This is a genomic window from Mucilaginibacter sp. CSA2-8R (assembly GCF_038806765.1).
Taxonomy (GTDB): Bacteria; Bacteroidota; Bacteroidia; order Sphingobacteriales; family Sphingobacteriaceae; genus Mucilaginibacter.
The window spans coordinates 2,416,086-2,435,062 of the sequence record NZ_CP152389.1 but is presented as its reverse complement, the minus strand read 5'-3'; the positions used below and the strand labels follow the sequence as shown (position 1 = coordinate 2,435,062).

Sequence of the window (18,977 nt, the reverse complement as noted above, 5' to 3'; positions counted from 1 at the left end):
GTAAGGTTTTATTATTAATTTAATAGAAATCGTTAAATTAGTGTGGCAACAAAAAAGCCGCTGAAAATAATTTCAGCGGCTCTATTAAATTTTAGTCAATGCTTACAAGGCGAATAAACGGTAAGCTACAGCCAAGCTAAACACATTAACTCGTACAGTAGAAGTAAAATCAGTCACCGGATTTTTTTTTAGTCCATACTCATATCTGGCATCAATCGACAACCTGCCAACATCAACACCTGCGCCAAACAGCCAGGCAAAATTCTGGTCGCCGATCATAACGCTCGACGAATTTTGGCCGGCATTAGCTGATTGCTTGTTGCTAATACCAAATGCAACTAACGGGCCGGTTTGTATATGTCCGGCAGCCTCATCGCCTCCCCACGAATAACCCAATAATATAGGTAAATCAATACTTTTAAAACTCACCATGTTAGTAGACGAGTTTAAGCTTTGCATTAATTTAGCATCTTTTTGCGTGTAATATAACTCTGGTTGTAAATGTAAAGCACCCAATGATATCCGGCTGTAAGCACCAGCCTGGAAACCAACCTTCGACTCGTCAGTGATATTATTAGTTGTTGAAAAGTTAGAGGCATTTACTCCGCCTTTGATCCCAAAACTAACACGTGGCAACAATTGGTTTTGAGCAAATGCTGACGCCGCAACAGTTAAACTGAAAGTTAAAATATAAATAAATTTTTTCATAGTTAAAATGAGGTAAGATTTGCTTTTTAAGCAACAATAACCATGCTAACTATGTAAGTAATGACCAAATATTTTTAAAGCACAAGATTACCAGTGTAATAATTTAATATCTTGGTGCGGATGTAGTAATCATAACGCGCGTTTATCAGATTGTTATTTGCCCTATCTAAGTTGTTTTTGGCTACAATATAATCCACCGATGTTAAGGCTCCGGCGTTAAACCTAATTTCGGCCGTGCGGAAAGATTCTCTGAATGCTTCGCTTTGCTCCAGCAGTACTTGGTAACGCTCATACGCGGCCGACATGTTGTTAAACGCCTGTTCAACGTTTTGTTTAAGCTGTATGCGGGTGGTTTCTTCTGTGTAACGCTGTTCCTGCAAATCAATTTTAGCCAAAGCAACCCGGTTACGGTTCAAAAAGCCGTTAAGTATAGGTACCTGCAAACCCAAATTTACCTGCGTATTGTAATTGTTTTGGAACTGGCTGCCGTAACTGATTTTTTCATTGTTATAAATCTGATTGGCTGCATACACCGGCTGATTACCAGTGGCTGTTTTAATATACGACCCGGTGTTTACCTCCATCGTATCAACCAATACTGAGCGGCGGGCTGCACTCGAGTAGCGAGTAGCCAGCCCACCATTTAATGACAGTATCGGAAATAATGCCCCTTGACGCACCTTCACTGCTTTTTCGGCGCTTTGGCGCCTTAATGCAGCGGCCTTAACCAAGGGCAGATTTTGTATAGCTAAGTCGTACACCTGGTCTGCAGTTTGGGTAAATTTTAAAGCGGGCAGCTCGGTGGCGTTTAGGCGCTGCAAACTAATGTCGCGGCTGTAAGGAACGTTCATGGTTTGCAGCAGGTTAAGCTTAGAGGCAACCAGTCCGTTTTTAGCGTTAATTACGGTAAGCTGATCGGTAGCCAGCTGGCCTTTCACGTCGTAATAGTCCGACGGTTTTACGGCGCCATTGGCATTGAGTACTTGCAAACGCTGCAATTGTTGCCTGGATACCGTTAACTGGTTGTTGCCCTGCGTCAGCAAATCCACATTATTAATAACCTGTAAATAGGCTGTTATTACGTTGAGGGTAATGTCGTTTTTGGCCTGCTCAAAATCCATCCGGCCGGCCTGGTAAGCCAGTGAGGTTTGGCGGATGCTGTTTTGTATAGTTAAGCCGTTAAACAAAACCAGGTTGGCGTTCAGGCCGTAGTCGCCATAGGATATCTGCTGGTTTAAGTAAGTATTGGTAAAAGGGTCAAGGCTTCGGCCGGTGCTTATACCATGGTTTACGTTGCCATTTAGCGAGGGCAGTAAAGTTGCCCTTTGCTGCTGCCAGTAAATGCGGCTGCGCTCCATATCAAGTTCGCTGCGTTTTACTGTAAGGTTATTTTTAATGGCAATATCAATACACTGCTGCAGGTTATATAACGAATCGGCGGGCTGCTGAGCCATTACCTCTCGGCAAAAAAAGAAAGTGACCAGTATAAAAAGGTATCGCATAACCTTATAAAATTACGGATGAGTCTATTTTACCATCCAGCAGGTTGATAATGCGCGAACCAAACTGCGCGTTCTTTTCAGAATGTGTTACCTGGATGATAGTCACGCCATCTTCCTGGTTCAACTTTTTAAACAGCTCCATAATTTCTTCGCCCTGTTTAGAGTTCAGGTTACCGGTAGGTTCATCGGCCAGTAACAATTTAGGTTTGCTTATTAAAGCACGGGCTATGCCTACCAGCTGCTGTTGGCCGCCAGACAATTGCGCCGGGAACAAGTCTTTTTTACCCACAATATTAAACCGGTCTAGCGCATCGGCTACTAACGCTTTGCGTTCGGCACTTTTAACATCCTGGTACAGCAAAGGAGTCTCGATGTTTTCGTAAACGGTCAGCTCATCAATCAGGTGGTAAGCCTGAAACACGAAGCCGATGTTTTGCTTGTACAGGGCCGAGCGTTGTTTTTCTTTAAGCTGATGCACGGGTTCGTTTAAAAAATACATATAGCCTTCCGATGGCTGATCGAGCATACCAATAATATTTAGCAACGTTGATTTACCCGAGCCCGACGGACCCATGATAGACACAAACTCGCCCTGGTCAACATCCAAATCCACCTTGTTGAGTACGTAGGTTTTGTTGTTGCCGGTATTGTAGTATTTTGATATTTGTTTTAGTGATAACATGATTGAAGTTTGATGATAATGATAAATGCAGACACTAATTAAGCTAAGTTTTACAGATAATTATTTGTCAATTCTGTACCAAAACAACAAAACATTTATTATCAGTTAGTTACTATCAAACCGTATAAAAACGTTGTTCGTTACCGTAACAAGAAATGTACGGATGCGATACAATGTTGCCCCTTTTAGACATAGCGGTACAGGTTTGTGAGTGAACCCTGTAATACCCATACAGAGCACTCTGATTATTCTGACAGGAACTTATACAGGTCTTTTTTTAAGACAATAGTTGAATAAAGGCGATATATCCCCAAAAAAAGCAGCCCCGGCATTGTCGGATGCCGGGGCTAAATAATCTTTAAGGAAAAGGCTCATCACCTAATCATTCCGCAAACTTTTAATCGGATTAGCACCTGCTGCTTTATAAGCCTGCAATGCCACCGTTGCATAGGCGATGCCAAAGGCCAGCACGCCGCCCAGCCCTACCAGCCACCAGGGCATGGCAGTGCGGTAAGCAAAGCTTTGCAGCCAGCGGCTCATCATCAACATGGCAATGGGTGTGGCAATCAGCAGCGCCAGTAATACCAGTTTTAGAAAATCGAACGATATCAGGTTCACCAGGTCAATCACACTGGCACCCAGCAATTTACGGATGCCGATTTCTTTAACACGCTGTCGTGCGGCAAACATGGCCAAGCCCAGCAGACCAAGGCAGGCAATCAGCACAGCCGTGCCCGCTGCGCCGATAAAAATGTGGCCCAGTTGCCGTTCAGATTTATACTGGTTGTCGTACACATCATCCAAAAACAAATACGTAAACGGCTCGGCCGGAAAATATTTTTGATACAGGCTTTGCAGGCGCGCAATTTTGGCAGGCATGTTTCCGGCATCTACCTTAAAGGTAAAATAGCCATCGGCCACGGCCGGTAAAAATATCATGGGTTTGATTTGCTCATGCAAACTCAGGTGGTGATAGTCTTTTACTACTCCTACCACTTCAAAATCGTTACCCCATTTTACTTTTTTACCGATGATGGACGACTCATCTTTATAGCCTAACTGTTTCATGGCCGCCTCGTTTAATATTACTCGTTTGGTTTTGGGCCAGCCGTGCTCCAGCATGGCCGGGGTAAAGGCTTTGCCGTATTTAAAATTAATGTCGTAAGTCGAAAAATACTGATTGTCAACAATTAGCATGGCATACGATTTTTTTTCGTCGCCTGGGTTCACTTGCTCGCCGGTAATACCTGCGGTCGAAAAATTATAGCCCTGCCCCGGTATGTTGTTAGACGCGGCAACCTGTTTCACAAAAGGCAATTGTTTGGCTTCGTTCTCAAACGCCACCGAATTATCCATCTGCGAACTGTTGATAACCGACGGGCCGGTAATCACCACCCTACCGGCTACGGCCATGCCCAAGTCATGGTGCTGCATAAACTGCAACTGGCGGTACAGCACCAGCGTAGCCGTTATAAACACCATGGAGATGATGAACTGAAAAACCACCAGGCTTTTGCGCAACGTAAGACCGCCCATGGTTAATACTTCTTTGCGGGCAATGGCACGTGCCGGGTTGTACGAACTGATGACCCAAGCCACATAACCGCCGGCCAGCAAGGTGCCGGCAACCATTAGCGCAGCAATGGCCGGCCAGAACAGGCCAGCATTCAACACCGCTAATGATAGTTGCTTACCCGTAATGCTATTATATAAAGGTTGCAACAGCACAACGGCCATTAGCGCCACAATAAAACTAACTGCGGTAAGCAAAACGGTTTCGGTAATGTATTGGCTGGTTAATTGCCAGCGGGTTGCACCCAGCACCTTGCGTACCCCCACCTCTTTAATGCGGTTTAAGGCCTGCGCGGTCGATAGGTTAATGTAGTTTATCCAGGCAATTAAAATAATGAGCACGGCCACGCTGACGAAAGCCGTTATTAGCACCAGGCTGCCATAGGTTTGGTACGGGTAATCAAACCCCGGCGCAATGTGCAGATTGGCCATGGGCTGAAATCCCATCTGGTCATTTTTATTATCAGGCTTTAAACGGTGCAACAGGCGGGTAGCCTGCGAGCTGATATTATCGGCGCTGGCATTTTGCTGGCGCAACACGTAGATAAAAGCATATTCAGAGCCCAGCGCGTCGGGGTCGGCCCAGTCGTTGCCGTTGCGGGCAGCGGCGCTTTTTAAGGTGGAGTAGGATAATAATACGTCGGACCGGATATCCGAATTAGCCGGCATGTCCTGAAACACCGTTGTTACTGTATAAGTGGTGCTGCCAAACTGGTTGGTTACCTTTACTTGCTTGCCTACCGCGGGCGCATCGCCAAAATACCTTTTTGCGGCCCCGGCCGATATCGCCATAGTTTGCGGCTGGCTTAATGCCCCGCTGCCCTGCAACACCGGGAAACTGAATGTTTTAAAAAAGCCATCATCGGTAAAAGAAATACCGTCCTCGCGGAAAGCCTTTACGCCCGATGGGCCATCAACAGTAATCACACCATTGCCTACCCCCTCGCCTATGCGAATGCATTGCTCAATACCGGCTACGTTGCTTTTTAGCGCCGGACCAATTCCTGGTGGCATGTAGTAGTTGCTCTTGCCATCCTTATACAGGTACGACAAGCGGTACAGCCGGCTGGCATTTTGATGAAAGCGGTTAGCGCTCCACTCAAAAGCCACGTATTGGGCCAGCAGCAAAAACACAGCAAAACCCAATCCCAGGCCCAGCATATTGATGCCGGTAAAGGCGCGGTTTCGCCACAGGTTACGGAAAGCGATTTTGATGTGATTAAATAACATGGGTAGGATGTTTAAAGGTTTATAATCAGGTCGCTACATCAAAACAATGTGTTACAGTAAATATAAACTTTTTATTCGCTCCGTAAACTTTTAACCGGGTTGGCAACGGCTGCTTTCACCGACTGGTAACTTACCGTTAGCAGGGCAATCACTACCGCCATAAAACCTCCTACCGCAAACACCCACCACTCTATCTGCATGCGGTAGCTGTAATTTTGCAGCCAGCGGTACATCATTATCCAGGCAATGGGTGTAGCCAGCGCTACCGATAATAAAATCGGCTTTAAAAATTCTACCGAAATCAGTGCCGTTACATTGGCTACCGATGCGCCAAGCACCTTGCGCACCCCTATTTCTTTGGTGCGGCTTGCAGCCATGTAAGCAGCCAACCCAAACAAGCCCAGGCACGATATTAAAATCGTCAGCAAAGCAAAAATGCCTGCCAGCTTACCTGTGCGCTGCTGCTCGGCAAATTTGTGCTGGTATTCCTGGTCTACAAACGACAGAGTAACCGGAAATGCCGGATTATATTTTTTGAAAACGGCTTCGGCCTTTTGTAACGAAGCACTGACAGACTGATTAGGGTTAAGACGAATTTGGATGCAGTTACTCCAGTCCATTGTGGGCCCAGTTACCAGCATAGGGCTCATGGCTTCAAACGGCGATTGCCATACAAAATCTTTAAATACGCCCACAATATGCCATTTTAAACCTTCGTTTTCTACCAACTGCCCTATTGGGTTTTTAAAATTCATAATACGCATGGCCGATTCGTTAATTAAACAAGCGGTGGAATCGGTCGGAAATTTTGCCGGGTCGATGTCGCGGCCACTGATAAATTTGAGTTTCATGGTTTTACCAAAATCGCCCAGGGTGGCCATACGGTCGAATGTAATTTTTGAACCGGTAGGTTTACCTTGCCACTCCACGCCCCAAGTATTTGAATCTCCTGATACCATGTTAGAACTGGTGACAGATACAGCCGAGGCCGCACCCGAATTAATCAGTTCCGATTTAATGAGTTGCTTGTTTTTTTCAATATCGCCGCTAAAGGATACGTAGACCAGGCTTGCCTGTTCGTAACCATTATCCCTATCTTGCGCGTACTGTATTTGCCTGCGGATGATAATGGTGCTTACAATCATCACTACGGCAAAAGTAAACTGGGTAACCACCAAAACCTTGCGCGGTGTAATTAAAGCGCTTACCTTGCGATGAGCACCTTTTAATACAGCAACTGCTTTGAACGATGACAGGTACAATGCCGGGTAACAACCAGCCAGCAAGCCCGTTATTAAAATAAAACCAATTACGCCGGCTATAAACCAGCCGTTGGCATAAGGCATGGCAAGCTGGGTTTGTATTAACTGGTTAAAGTAAGGCAAAGCCAGTTGTGCTGCCAATAAACCGAGCGCACCGGCCATAGCCGCAATCAGTACCGACTCCAGCAAAAACTGCCCTATCAAAGCTTGCTTTAATGCACCAATGGCTTTACGCACGCCTACTTCTTTGGCACGTTTATCGCCGCGGGCGGTGCTTAGGTTCATGAAATTGATGCAGGCAATCAGTAAAATAAAACAAGCCACCACAGTAAACAGGCGCACAATCTCAATGTGGCCGCCTTCCAGCTTGCCATTTTTAAATGTGCCCTGCAGATAGTAATCTTTCATGGGGTACATAAATACCCGGTTATCTTCTTCTTGATTACTATGACGGATGGTGATATCGCTTACTTTGCGGTTAAAGCTTTCCAGGTTAGTATTGGGCAGCAGCTGCACATACGTGCGGATACTGTTATTACCCCACAGTTGCCGGTCGGGCCCGTACTGCCGTTGTAAAAAAGCCCAGGGTGCAATAAAATCTGCCGTAAAGCGGGTGTTGGCAGGCATGTCTTTCAGTACGCCGCCAATCGTAAAGTCATACTTGTTGTCCAGTTTAATCAGCTTGCCTACCACATCAGCTGTACCAAACAGTTTACGGGCAAAAGTTTCGGTAACAATTAAATGGTCGTTACCCGCCAGGCAGTCGTTAACGTTTCCGCTCAGCAAAGGGAAGCTAAATATCTTCAAAAAATCAGGGTCGGCATTGTAGCCATCGGCCTGTAGTTTTTTGCCCTGGTACTCGGCCAGGTGCTTTTGATTATAATCAACGCGGACGGCGTATTTAACCTCCGGAAACTCCTGCTTAAGCGCCGGCGCCAGCGGACTTGGGGTTGACCTCCATATCCGCATTTCGCCCTCAAACAAGCTTTTGTTAAACGCTACGTAAATCTGGTTAACGTTTTGATGAAAACGGTCATACCCAACCTCGTTGTTTACCCACAAAGCAATGAGTATGGTAGCTGCCATACCGATAGCCAGTCCGAAAATATTGATCAACGAGAAACCCAGATTGCTTTTAAGACTCCTGAAAGCAATGGTTAGATAGTTTTTAAACATAGTAACAGGTAAATGTGATTTAAAAATAAAAACCGGACGAACGCGCCGACCCAAACGGGCGGGCGAACGTCCGGCTCCTCATAATTACTCGCTGCGAAGGCTTTTTACCGGATTGGCAATAGCCGCCCGAATAGACTGGAAGCTGATGGTAACAAAGGCCAGAATTAGAGCCAGCGCGGTTGACAAGGCAAATACCCACCAATGGATATCAACCCGGTAAGCAAAGCTTTGCAGCCAGTGGCTCATTACCCACCATGCTACCGGGAACGATAAGATAGCGGCCACCAGCACCAGTTTCATAAAATCCTGCGACAGCATCATGACGATGCCGAACACATTCGCGCCCAGCACTTTGCGTATGCCGATTTCTTTGTTGCGCTGTATCACCATCATGATAGAGATAGCCAGCAAGCCGATGCACGAAATGATGATAGCCAGCACGGCGCCGCTCACAAAGATGCCCGACAGGCGGCGCTCGCTCAGGTACTGGCGTTCGGTGTTTTCGTTAAGCCAAGAGGCCAAAAAGGTGGCGTTTGGGTAAAGGCGGTGCCAGCTGTTTTTAATACCATCATACGCCCCCACCAGGTTGCCCGGTTTTACCTTTACAAAGATGTAGTTGATTTGAAAATCTTTTAACATCGTCATAGTAAGCGGTGCAATATCATCATGTAACGACTGGAAATTGAAATTTTTAACGATGCCAATAATGTGCGCGGGTGATGTACCCTCCATAATGGGTAGCGTGCTGCCCACCAGATTTTTGCCACCCAGCTCGCGCGCCATGCTCTCGTTAATAATCAAACCGGTGCTGTCGTTACCAAATTTAGGGTCAAACTCGCGGCCGTCCAGCAGTTTAATGTCAAGCGTTTTTATATAGTCATAATCAATGCGTTGCAGGTGGGTACGCACCTCACGGTCATGGTAAATAAAGCCCAGCACCGATCGCATCGACGAGCCATCGTTACCTTTACCCATGTTCATGTAGGCCCCGCTCACCGATACTACGTTGCTATTGTTCCGCAACTCATTACGCATCAGCTGCAATGCATCAGTCCCCTTAGCATTTTGCGCTACGGGTATGCTCAGCACTTCGGTTTTATTATACCCCAAGGGTTTGTTGCTTAAGTAATTAATTTGCTGCCAGGTGATGATGGTACAGATGATAAGTAAGGTAGACAGCGTAAACTGCACGATTAGCAAGGTATTGCGCAGCTTGCCCGGCTTGCCGCCGCTTATTTTACCCTTAAGCACGGCTACCGTTTTGTAGCGCACCATCATTAAGGCCGGGTAGAAACCGGCAATAGCAGTAACCGCCAAAAACATAATTACAATACCTGCCAAATGCGCCGGCTCAAGCAACATAGCCAGGCTTATTTTGCTTTTAAACATGGCCTTAAACTGGTTAATAAGCAGGGTACAAAGCAGTAACCCAACCGCCGTTGACGCAAAGCAAACCATAATGGTTTCTACCCAAAATTGGGTGAGCAGTTGCCATTTACCGGCACCCAAGGTTTTGCGTACTCCAACTTCGCGGGCACGGGTAAAGCCACGGGCCACCGACAGGTTAATAAAATTGATACAGGCAATTAATAAAATAAAGCAGCCAATCACAACCAAACTTAATGGGTAGGTTTTACTGATGGCATCGCCCTCAACCGCACCAATATCATTGTTAAAATGATTGCTGGCGAATGGAGCCAACGCTAAAGTGAATATGTCGCCGTTGGCATCGGGTTTGGCGCCATCGCGCTTTAAGTTATTTAAGTCTCCGGCGTAGTATTTTTTTACAAAAGGCTTAATCTGTTTATTAAAGGTCCGCGGGTTAAAACCCTCATTAAATTCGGCCAGTACGATGTGGCTGCGGCTATCCCAATTATTTTTTTCGGTTTGATACTGCGGAAAGTGTTCAAACCTTACCAGTACATCAAAGGTAATACTGGAGTTGGATGGGTAATCTTTTACCACACCGGTCACCTGAAAGGGCTGCTCCTGGTTATTGATGTTGATAACCATAATTTGGTTAAGCGCCGGCTTATTGCCAAATATCTTTTTGGCAGCCTTTTCGGTAATTATGGCGCTGTTTAACCCCGACAAAGCCGCATTGCTGTTACCCTGGATGAGTGGGAAAGTGAACATCTTCAGAAAGTCGCGGTCTACAAAATGGATGTCCTCATCTACTTTTTTATTGCCATAGTTTACCACCCCACCCATGTTGCCGCTGCGGGTCAGATATTTAACAGCCGGGTATTCGGCTTTAAGGGCAGATGCCATAGGGATAGGCATAGCCGAATTTTTTTCGACGCCTTTCGGCCGGTTGGCTACGTTGTAAACTTGGTAAATGCGGTCGAGCTTTTGGTGAAAGCTGTCGTAAGAAAACTCGTAATAAACGGTTAAAAAAATGAGTGTGCAACAGGCTACAGCAACGGCCAGCCCGGTAATGTTCATCAGGTTAAACACCCGGCCTTTCCAAAGGTTGCGCCAGGCTATTTTGAGGTAATTTTTTATCATGATAATATTTCTATAAGATTTATTCGCTTCGTAAACTGTTTACCGGGTTGGCCATGGCCGCCTTAAACGATTGAAAACCGACGGTAAAAAAGGCAATCAGCATAGCCAGCATTCCCGTTAGGACATACACCCACCAGTGAATTTGGATGTGATAAGCATAGTTCTGCAGCCACTGGTTCATGAGCCACCACGAACCCGGGATGGCCACCACAAGGGCAATACCCACCAACTTCAGAAAATCAGCCGATAGCATCAGCCCGATTTGACTTACCCCAGCACCTAATACTTTGCGTACCCCAATTTCTTTGGTACGCTGCAAAGTCATGAGGGATACCAGACCTAACAGCCCCAATGAGCTGATGACGATGGCCATAGCCGCTGCGCCCCAGATGAGGTTTTGCTGCAGGGTTTCGGCGCGGTACAAGCTGGCTATCTGCTCATCTATAAAACGATAGCTAAACACCTCGGTGGGCAGGTTTTCGGTATAGAGTTGCTGCAAGGCTTTCAGAGTAGCATCGGTGTGCTGGCCATTCAGCTTTACGGCCATATTGGTTTGCAGGTTTCTATCTTCTAAAACCACCGTAGGCTCAATGGGTTCGAGCAGGGAGTGCACGTTAAAATCTTTAACTATGCCTACAATCGTGCCCTTTGTGTCGCCGGGCTGAAGGCTTTTGCCTACTACATCCGTCCAATTACTGCCCATCAGCATGCGGGCCATTTTTTCATTTATCAAAAATTCGGGCGTAGTGGCACGGCTGTTGCGGTTACGGCCAGCAATAATTTGCAAGCCGAACGTACCGGCATACCCGGCATCGCCAATAGCATAACGGGCGGGCCAGCTTTCCCACTTGGCCCGATTATCAAACTGCAGTGTTGCCCCGCGCTGACTATCGGTAGCCGGCGAGTTGAGGCAAAAACTTACCGAACTTACATCGGGCATTTGGGCTACGCTCTCGCGCAGGCGCTGCTTTTGCAAATCGGTAGCTGCACCAACGGGGATGTTTACCACCATATTGCGGTCAAAACCCTTGTCGGTATTTTTTAAAAACTGCACCTGCATTACAATGATGACGGTACCGGCAATCAGTAACTGGGCGATGAGGTTTTGCAGTATTACCAAGGCCTTGCGCCCCAGTCCGGTTTGTACCAGGGTAGCCTGCTTTTTAAGCGCGTGTATAATGTTAAAGCGGTTGAGCCACCAGGCCGGGTAAATACCCATCACCAGGTTTATCACGATAACCAGCGAAAAAGTAAACAAGCCCAAAGCCCACCACGAGCCTACGTAAATGGGCTGCGCCGAAAACCAGTAACGGTTTATAAACGGCAGTACCACGGCTACCAAACCCATAGCCAGCACGGCAGCCACCATGGCGGTCATCACCGATTCGGTAACAAATTGCATCAATAACCGGCCGGCAGTAGCGCCCAGTACTTTGCGGGTACCAATTTCGGTACTGCGGCGGGCCTGCTGGGCAATCACCAGGTTAATGTAATTGATGATAGCCATAGTCAGTATCAAACAACCAATAACAATGAGCACCGTTAACAGCGACTTTTGGGTAGTACCGCCGTAGCGTAAATCAAAATGCTGCTCAGTTAGCGGCAGCAACTGAAATTTATAATACTTAATAGCGTCGCCAAAATATGGCTTGGCTATTTGGTTAAGCATCTTTTCGACCACTGGTTTGTCACTGGCGCTGCGCAATGTGAGATAGCTGTTATTTACTGAAGCTATATAGCCCAGCTGGCTTGCGTAATTTTTAAAATCGGTGTCTAACTGTTTTAACGTCGAGAACGAAAAATATACATCCGAATTTTGGTCGGTGTTGTAAGGGCGGTTGGCCACTACGGCTACCACCCGCATAGGTATGCTTTTAATTTGCAGGTACTGCCCTACCGCCGGGGTGCTGCCAAAATATTTTTGCGCCTGCTTTTGGGTAAGCACGGCGGTGTTAAGCTGGTTTAAACCCTGCACGTTGCCGGCCAGCACCTGGTATTTAAAAACGTCAAACCATTTGGCATTGGTAAAAGCAATGTTCTTTTCTTCGCGAAAAAGCTTTTTATCAGTGGACCCCACCGTCACAATATAACTCTGCCGGCTGCACGAATAGGCACCGTTTATTACCTGCGGTATCTCGCGCCGGGCAGCCAGGTACATGGCCATCGAAGAGCCCTTGTCATACTCGGTTTTATCCAGGTGCAACTCGTTTACAATACGGTAAGTGGTTGCTGCGTGGCGGTGGTAGGTATCAAAACTTAACTGGTAACTTACATATACATACAGCAAAATGCAGCAGCCCATAGCCAGCGCCAAACCCAATACATTAAGTAAGGTGTAAAATAGCCGGGCCTGGAGGCTTCGCCATGCCACTTTGAGGTATGTTTGTAACATAAAGTTGGTTATTTAATTTTTAGGTGTAGCCGGCGGTGTGCTTACTCCCAACGAATCGGTAATGTGTTTAACGATGGCATCCTTTCGCGCCTTCGACATACCCTTAACGTTAAATTGGCGATTGTAATTGATTTGCTTTTGCCCCTGGTAGCCTTTGATTTGCACCTGCATGGTGCCGTTATCATCATGCACACTGGTAGATAAATTCTGCGTTGTGCGGCTTTCGCCGGTTGCAGCAACAGCAGGCGTGCCGGGAATAGCCGGAAGCGGCGGCACATTAACCGGTGTTTTAACCGAGGCTGCGTTAAAGCTGCTGTTACTAATGGCAATGCCCAACGAATCGGCAATGCGCTGTTTCAATGCCTCTTTTTCGGCCTGGTTTAGGTTGGCAACATCAAACGTTTTGTCGTAATTGACGGTGCGGCCATTTACATCACCGTTAACAGTGATTTGTAAGGTTTTGCCATTGTCGGATATTTTTTGGCTAGTACGGCTCCGGTTGGTTTTGGTTTGCGCCATTACAGCCACGCTGCAAGCCGAAAGTATAAGGGTATAAAGTATCTTCATGTAAATTATTTTTTCAATAGATGATGAATTGATTTTAAGGCAATTACCCAGACTTACATCATGATGTTCTCAACCACAGTATGGCCGTCCAGCAGGCGTACAATGCGGTGGCTGTAGCGGGCGTCGTGCTCGGAGTGGGTTACCATGATGATGGTGGTGCCTTGCTCGTTCAGGTCGGTTAGGAGTTCCATTACCTCGTTACCGTTACTGCTGTCGAGGTTACCGGTGGGCTCATCCGCCAGTATCAATTTGGGTTTGTTAACCACGGCACGGGCAATAGCTACACGCTGCTGCTGACCGCCCGATAACTGCTGCGGATAGTGGTTACGACGATGCATAATCTGCATTTTGGTCAGCACCTCCTCTACGCGTTGTTTGCGTTCGGCCGAGTTTACGCCGGTGTAAATAAGGGGCAGTTCAACGTTTTCAAACACGGTCAGCTCGTCAATCAGGTTAAAGCTCTGGAAAACGAAACCGATGTTGTGCTTGCGCAGCTCTGCACGTTTACGCTCGTTAAAGTGTGCTACCTCGGTGCCGTTAAACAGGTAGCTGCCGCCGTCCGGGTCGTCAAGCAAACCCAATATATTCAGCAGCGTAGATTTGCCGCAACCCGACGGACCCATAATGGCCACAAACTCGCCGGTATTAATTTCGAGGTTTAGTTTATTTAACGCAACGGTTTCTACCTCTTCGGTGCGGTAAAATTTTTCGAGATTGGTAATTTTTATCATTTATCCTCCTTCCCCGTTTCACCGGGTGATATCTTTAATTGTGAATGTTATTGTTCTTATTTGACTCGGTCAGTTTTCTTAGCGATAGTCACAAAACTTAAAGACTAAACGCAATCTTCTTGGCTCCTGGCTCTTGCTTCTTGGCTTTGCGCTTTAAGCTCTATTTCAGCACCAGCTCCTGCATATCTCCATAGTTCTCATAGCTCGAAGTTACCACACGGTCGCCGGGTTTTAAGCCTTGCATTACCTCGTAATAGTCGGGGTTCTGACGCCCCAATTGCACATCAACTTTATAAGCTGTTTTGCCGTCTTCACTTAGTCTAAATATCCAATTGCCGCCGGTTTGCTGGTAAAAACCGCCTTTAGGCACAAGCACGGCTTGTGTTTCGTCGCTCAAAGCCAAACGTATCTGCAGGCTTTGCCCGCGGCGGATATCTTTCGGAATGTCGCCCACAAACTGCATATCTACCTGGAAACGACCGTTAGACACCTGCGTAAACACCTTTTTTATTTTCAACTTATAGGTTTTGTCGCCCAAGGTAAACTCGCCCATCTGACCGTTAAATACCCTGGTAATATAATGCTCGTCCACATCAACCCGTACCTTGTAGCCAGATAGCACGTCAATCTGCCCTAAACGACCGCCTTTTTGCTTGCTTTGGCCAATCTCGGCATCAAGCGAGGTTAACTGCCCGTCCACCGGGGCGCGTACAATCAGGTCACCCACTTTTTTTCGCATCAGCTCCAAGGTCGATTTCATGTGCGCGTATGATTCTTTAGACTGTGAAGTCTGCTGGTTCATGGCAGTCGAGTCCTGGTTTAAAATTTGGGTAGTTAAGCGTTTGCGGCGCAAGGCATAATTATAGTCGTTTTCAGATTTTTGAAACTCCTGTAAACCGATCGCTTTTTGGTCGTACAATTTTTTGTTGAGCTTATAAACGCGCTCAGCTTCTTTCAGGCTGCTTTCTACCTCGGCCATCTGGTTTAACTTGCTGATAGTATTCTGGCGGGCATTATCGTGCGAAATCTGCATCTGCGTAAGCACGTTAAATACGGCCGTTTCTTCGTTAGCCAAGTTCAGCTCCAGGTCGGTATTGGCCAGCTTTAAAATAGGTTGCCCTTTTTTCATGGTGGCGCCATCCTCCACAAACAGCTTTTCAACTCGTCCGCCTTCTACAGCGTCAAGGTATATGGTGGTAATAGGCAGCACAATCCCGTTCAGCGGAATAATTTCCTGAAATGAACCTTTGGTTACATTGCTGATAGTAATACGCTCGGTATCAACGTTTAATTTGCTTTTGCCCGAGGTAAACACAATACTACCGGCTACCAGCAATACCACAGCAGCAATACCGCCAATGGTAAGCAAACGCTTACTATTCCACTTTTTTTTCTCAATTACTCTGTCCACTTAAAATAAGATTGTTTGCATTAGCTTATATAAACCTTGTGCCATTGTGTAAAATACTGTAAATCAACGCAATTTACAACGCCGGGTAACTTGCGCGTACGCTTGTGTTACAAACAGTGTGCGGTAACGATACAATGTAAAAAATGTACTTTGCAAACAGGCCGTTGATATACAAATAGTTATATTTTTGGATGCGCAATTGCCCTTTAAGGCATGTTAGGGCAGCAAATTTATATGCTTACCTTTATAAGCGGCTATATTATACTATAGCTTGAGGTTAACTTAATTTCTTACACAAAATACTCCATGATATTAAAAAAAGCTACCATACTGGTTGTTGATGATGATACCGATGTGCTTACCGCCGTAAAGCTTTTGCTTAAAACGGAAGTGCACGAAATTATTACCGAAAAAAATCCGGAAAACATCAACTCGCTGCTTACCCGCAACCAGGTTGACCTGGTATTGCTGGATATGAACTTTAACAGCGCCATGAACACCGGCAACGAGGGTATTTACTGGCTGCGCAAGGTTAAAGATTGGAGGCCCAACGTTTGTGTAATAATGATTACAGCCTACGGCGATATTGACCTGGCCGTACGCTCGTTAAAAGAAGGTGCCAATGATTTTGTGGTGAAACCCTGGCACAACGAAAAACTGATTGAAACCATCCGCGATTTGCTCGATAAGCAGGAAGGCCCCAAACGCCCCAAAGTGGCGGTTAAGGGGTCTGCGGGGAGCACGTCTATTTTGGGCGAATCGGACGTGATGCAGGATATATTTTATAAGGTAAACAAGATTGCCCCTACCGATGCCAATATTTTAATTTTAGGCGAAAACGGTACCGGTAAAGACTTAATGGCCAAAGCCATTCACGAACGCTCTTTGCGGGCCAACAAGCCTTTTGTAAAGGTTGACGTGGGCGCACTTACCGATACTTTGTTTGAGAGCGAACTGTTTGGCCATAAAAAAGGCGCATTTACCGATGCCCGCGAAGACCGCATGGGCCGCTTTGAAGAAGCCGAAGGCGGCACCTTATTTTTAGACGAGATTGGCAACATCAGTTTGTTGCAACAGGCCAAGTTATTAACCGTACTGCAAAACCGCCAGGTTACCCGCCTGGGCACCAATAAGGCGGTCGACATCAACATCAGACTCATTTGTGCTACCAACGTGCCCCTGCAGGAATTGGCTAACGAAAACAAGTTTAGGAAAGATTTAATTTACCGCATTAACACGGTAGAAATTACCATGCCGCCCCTGCGCCGCCGCCATACCGACGTGCCCTTACTGGCCCGCCATTTTGCCAAGGTGTATGCTACTAAATATTTAAAACCTAATGTTGAGTTTAGCGCGGCAGCACTGCAAAAGTTGCAGCAATACGGCTACCCCGGCAACATACGCGAGTTGCAGTACACCATTGAGCGCGCCGTAATTATGGCCGAGGATGCTACCCTGCAACCCGACGACCTGATTTTTTCATCACTCGAAACCGCCAAGCCGCAAAACGCCGAAGATGCCGACAACGTACCTTTGAGCGAAATGGAAAAAAATGCCATTTTAAGGGTGATTGATAAACACAGCGGCAACATTACACGCGCCGCCAAAGAACTTGGCCTAACCCGTACCGCACTTTACCGCCGACTGAACAAGTATGATATTTAAGCGTTACGAGTGGCAATTGCTGCTGCGAATTTTTATACTATTTGCGCTGCTGTGTGGAGCTGCCTTTGCCATAACCACACAGCATTATATTTACGCTGCCGCACTGGCGCCGTTTGTTATATACGTGGTAGTGAGTATTATGCAGCAGTACGGTAAAATACAGCAGGAGGTGCAGGAGTTTGCTGAGGCCGCCCAGTACCGCGATTTTTCGCGCCATTATGCTGTGCAGAGCGCGCCTACTAATGTGCAGGTGTTGCGCAAGGGTTTCAACGAGATTAATACTACTTTTAAGACCATCAACCGCGAACGCGAAACGCAGTACCACTACCTGCAAAAAATACTCGAACTGGTAGGCACGGGTATCCTGTCGTATGAGCCGGCCACCGGCGATATTGGCTGGGTAAACGAATCGTTTAAAAATCTGCTGAACATCCCCTATCTCAAAAACATCCAGGCGCTTGAAAAACGAAACGCAGATATATACAACGAAATTATCCAGGTTAAATCAGGCGGTAGCCGGGTGGTTACGTTAGTCAAAGAGCAGCAGCAGGTTAAATTGCTGCTCATGGCCAGCTTACTAAAGAGCGAAGACAAAGTATACAAACTGGTGGCGTTCCAAAACGTGAGCGATGCCATGGACGAGTCGGAATCAAACGCATGGTCAAAACTGCTCAACGTGATGACCCACGAGATTATGAACTCGGTAGCGCCCATCTCCTCCCTGGCTGATACACTGAAAAACCGGCTGAAACGCCCTGACATTGCCAACAGTGCTGTAGGGCCCGATTTGGAAGACCTGGAGCTGGGCATTGACACCATAAAACGCCGCAGCGAAGGTTTGCTTAAGTTCACCGAAAGTTACCGCAGCTTAAACAAAATTACCAAGCTGGAGCTGCAAAAGGTATCAGTATACGATTTGTTCGAAAACCTTAATACCCTTATGCTGCCCACCCTCGAAAAGAAAAATATCGAACTTGACATCATCCTACGCGACCTGAGCCTGAGCATTGATGTAGACATCAACCTGCTGGAACAAGTATTGATTAACCTGTTAGTGAACGCCATTGAAGCCGTTAAAGACCGGCCCGAACCGATCATTACCCTGTCAGCCGAGGTGCAGCAAAACAAAACCCTGCTCAAAGTAACCGATAACGGCCTGGGCATGTCTGCCGAGCTGATGGAGAAAATCTTCATCCCCTTTTTCAGCACCCGCAAAACCGGCAGCGGCATTGGTTTAAGCTTGTGCAAACAGATTATGCTGATGCATAAAGGAAATATCCAGGTGCAATCTACCGAAGGTGTGGGTACAGTGTTTACGTTGCAATTTAATTGAGTATTTCTAATTAAGGTGCGTGAGTAAACCTTACACAGCCGTCATGCTAATACACATTAGCGTCCCACAATGCTAATTAATATTTCCGCTATTTAGACCAAAGCGTGTGATGATTGACTTTTGCAGTCGACTCATTGGCATTGCGGTCATTTCTTTTGCTTTGCAATAAACAAAGCATAAATTTAGCGTAGCTATATCATGTTTACTTCCAAAGGCAAGCAGTAGGTGCACGATGCCA

At 46.6% G+C, this 18,977-nt stretch carries 12 protein-coding genes; 2 read left to right on the top strand and 10 right to left on the bottom strand.

The annotated features are described in order from the left end of the window. Positions 1–102: 102 nt before the first annotated feature. The 10 genes from AAGR14_RS10075 to AAGR14_RS10030 form a co-directional block, all read right to left on the bottom strand. Positions 103–708 (bottom strand): porin family protein, encoded by a 606-nt coding sequence (locus tag AAGR14_RS10075; RefSeq protein WP_342648463.1) that lies wholly within the window; start codon positions 706–708, stop codon positions 103–105. A 74-nt stretch (positions 709–782) separates the two neighbouring features. Next, entirely contained in the window at positions 783–2,210 is a 1,428-nt protein-coding gene (locus tag AAGR14_RS10070) for a TolC family protein (protein ID WP_342648462.1), read from the bottom strand. Positions 2,211–2,214: 4 nt separating this feature from the next. Then, the gene (locus tag AAGR14_RS10065) at positions 2,215–2,892 is read right to left on the bottom strand and encodes an ABC transporter ATP-binding protein (protein WP_342648461.1); all 678 of its coding nucleotides are present in this window, start codon (positions 2,890–2,892) and stop codon (positions 2,215–2,217) included. Positions 2,893–3,270: 378 nt separating this feature from the next. Next, complete coding sequence (locus tag AAGR14_RS10060; protein ID WP_342648460.1) at positions 3,271–5,694, bottom strand: ABC transporter permease; 2,424 nt, start codon at positions 5,692–5,694, stop codon at positions 3,271–3,273. 71 nt (positions 5,695–5,765) lie between these two features. Continuing rightward, positions 5,766–8,132, bottom strand: a complete 2,367-nt coding sequence (locus AAGR14_RS10055; RefSeq protein WP_342648459.1) for an ABC transporter permease — start codon at positions 8,130–8,132, stop codon at positions 5,766–5,768. Between the two features lie 84 nt (positions 8,133–8,216). Next, positions 8,217–10,640: an ABC transporter permease gene (locus AAGR14_RS10050; protein ID WP_342648458.1), complete on the bottom strand. Its 2,424-nt coding sequence runs from the start codon at positions 10,638–10,640 to the stop codon at positions 8,217–8,219. A gap of 19 nt (positions 10,641–10,659) precedes the next feature. Further along, complete coding sequence (locus AAGR14_RS10045) at positions 10,660–13,032, bottom strand: ABC transporter permease (protein ID WP_342648457.1); 2,373 nt, start codon at positions 13,030–13,032, stop codon at positions 10,660–10,662. Between the two features lie 12 nt (positions 13,033–13,044). Beyond that, positions 13,045–13,599: a hypothetical protein gene (locus AAGR14_RS10040; RefSeq protein WP_342648456.1), complete on the bottom strand. Its 555-nt coding sequence runs from the start codon at positions 13,597–13,599 to the stop codon at positions 13,045–13,047. A gap of 53 nt (positions 13,600–13,652) precedes the next feature. Then, the gene (locus AAGR14_RS10035) at positions 13,653–14,330 is read right to left on the bottom strand and encodes an ABC transporter ATP-binding protein (protein WP_342648455.1); all 678 of its coding nucleotides are present in this window, start codon (positions 14,328–14,330) and stop codon (positions 13,653–13,655) included. Positions 14,331–14,490: 160 nt separating this feature from the next. Continuing rightward, positions 14,491–15,741, bottom strand: coding sequence for an efflux RND transporter periplasmic adaptor subunit (locus AAGR14_RS10030; RefSeq protein WP_342648454.1), 1,251 nt, complete (start codon positions 15,739–15,741; stop codon positions 14,491–14,493). Between the two features lie 306 nt (positions 15,742–16,047). Here AAGR14_RS10030 and AAGR14_RS10025 point away from each other — a divergent pair, with 306 nt between their 5' ends. Beyond that, positions 16,048–17,406 carry a sigma-54 dependent transcriptional regulator gene (locus tag AAGR14_RS10025; RefSeq protein ID WP_342648453.1) on the top strand — a complete coding sequence of 453 codons (1,359 nt, stop codon included), beginning with the start codon at positions 16,048–16,050 and terminating at the stop codon, positions 17,404–17,406. Further along, positions 17,396–18,739 carry a HAMP domain-containing sensor histidine kinase gene (locus AAGR14_RS10020; RefSeq protein WP_342648452.1) on the top strand — a complete coding sequence of 448 codons (1,344 nt, stop codon included), beginning with the start codon at positions 17,396–17,398 and terminating at the stop codon, positions 18,737–18,739. The genes AAGR14_RS10025 and AAGR14_RS10020 overlap by 11 nt, the downstream gene beginning before the upstream one ends. Positions 18,740–18,977 lie beyond the last annotated feature (238 nt).

What these genes read in the sequence shown, in the direction of transcription:
- AAGR14_RS10050 (WP_342648458.1), bottom strand. Translation starts at nt 10,640, where the DNA reads ATGATAAAAAATTACCTCAAAATAGCCTGGCGCAACCTTTGGAAAGGC.
- AAGR14_RS10055 (WP_342648459.1), bottom strand. Translation starts at nt 8,132, where the DNA reads ATGTTTAAAAACTATCTAACCATTGCTTTCAGGAGTCTTAAAAGCAAT.
- AAGR14_RS10040 (WP_342648456.1), bottom strand. Translation starts at nt 13,599, where the DNA reads ATGAAGATACTTTATACCCTTATACTTTCGGCTTGCAGCGTGGCTGTA.
- AAGR14_RS10065 (WP_342648461.1), bottom strand. Translation starts at nt 2,892, where the DNA reads ATGTTATCACTAAAACAAATATCAAAATACTACAATACCGGCAACAAC.
- AAGR14_RS10070 (WP_342648462.1), bottom strand. Translation starts at nt 2,210, where the DNA reads ATGCGATACCTTTTTATACTGGTCACTTTCTTTTTTTGCCGAGAGGTA.
- AAGR14_RS10020 (WP_342648452.1), top strand. Translation starts at nt 17,396, where the DNA reads ATGATATTTAAGCGTTACGAGTGGCAATTGCTGCTGCGAATTTTTATA.
- AAGR14_RS10075 (WP_342648463.1), bottom strand. Translation starts at nt 708, where the DNA reads ATGAAAAAATTTATTTATATTTTAACTTTCAGTTTAACTGTTGCGGCG.
- AAGR14_RS10060 (WP_342648460.1), bottom strand. Translation starts at nt 5,694, where the DNA reads ATGTTATTTAATCACATCAAAATCGCTTTCCGTAACCTGTGGCGAAAC.
- AAGR14_RS10045 (WP_342648457.1), bottom strand. Translation starts at nt 13,032, where the DNA reads ATGTTACAAACATACCTCAAAGTGGCATGGCGAAGCCTCCAGGCCCGG.
- AAGR14_RS10035 (WP_342648455.1), bottom strand. Translation starts at nt 14,330, where the DNA reads ATGATAAAAATTACCAATCTCGAAAAATTTTACCGCACCGAAGAGGTA.
- AAGR14_RS10025 (WP_342648453.1), top strand. Translation starts at nt 16,048, where the DNA reads ATGATATTAAAAAAAGCTACCATACTGGTTGTTGATGATGATACCGAT.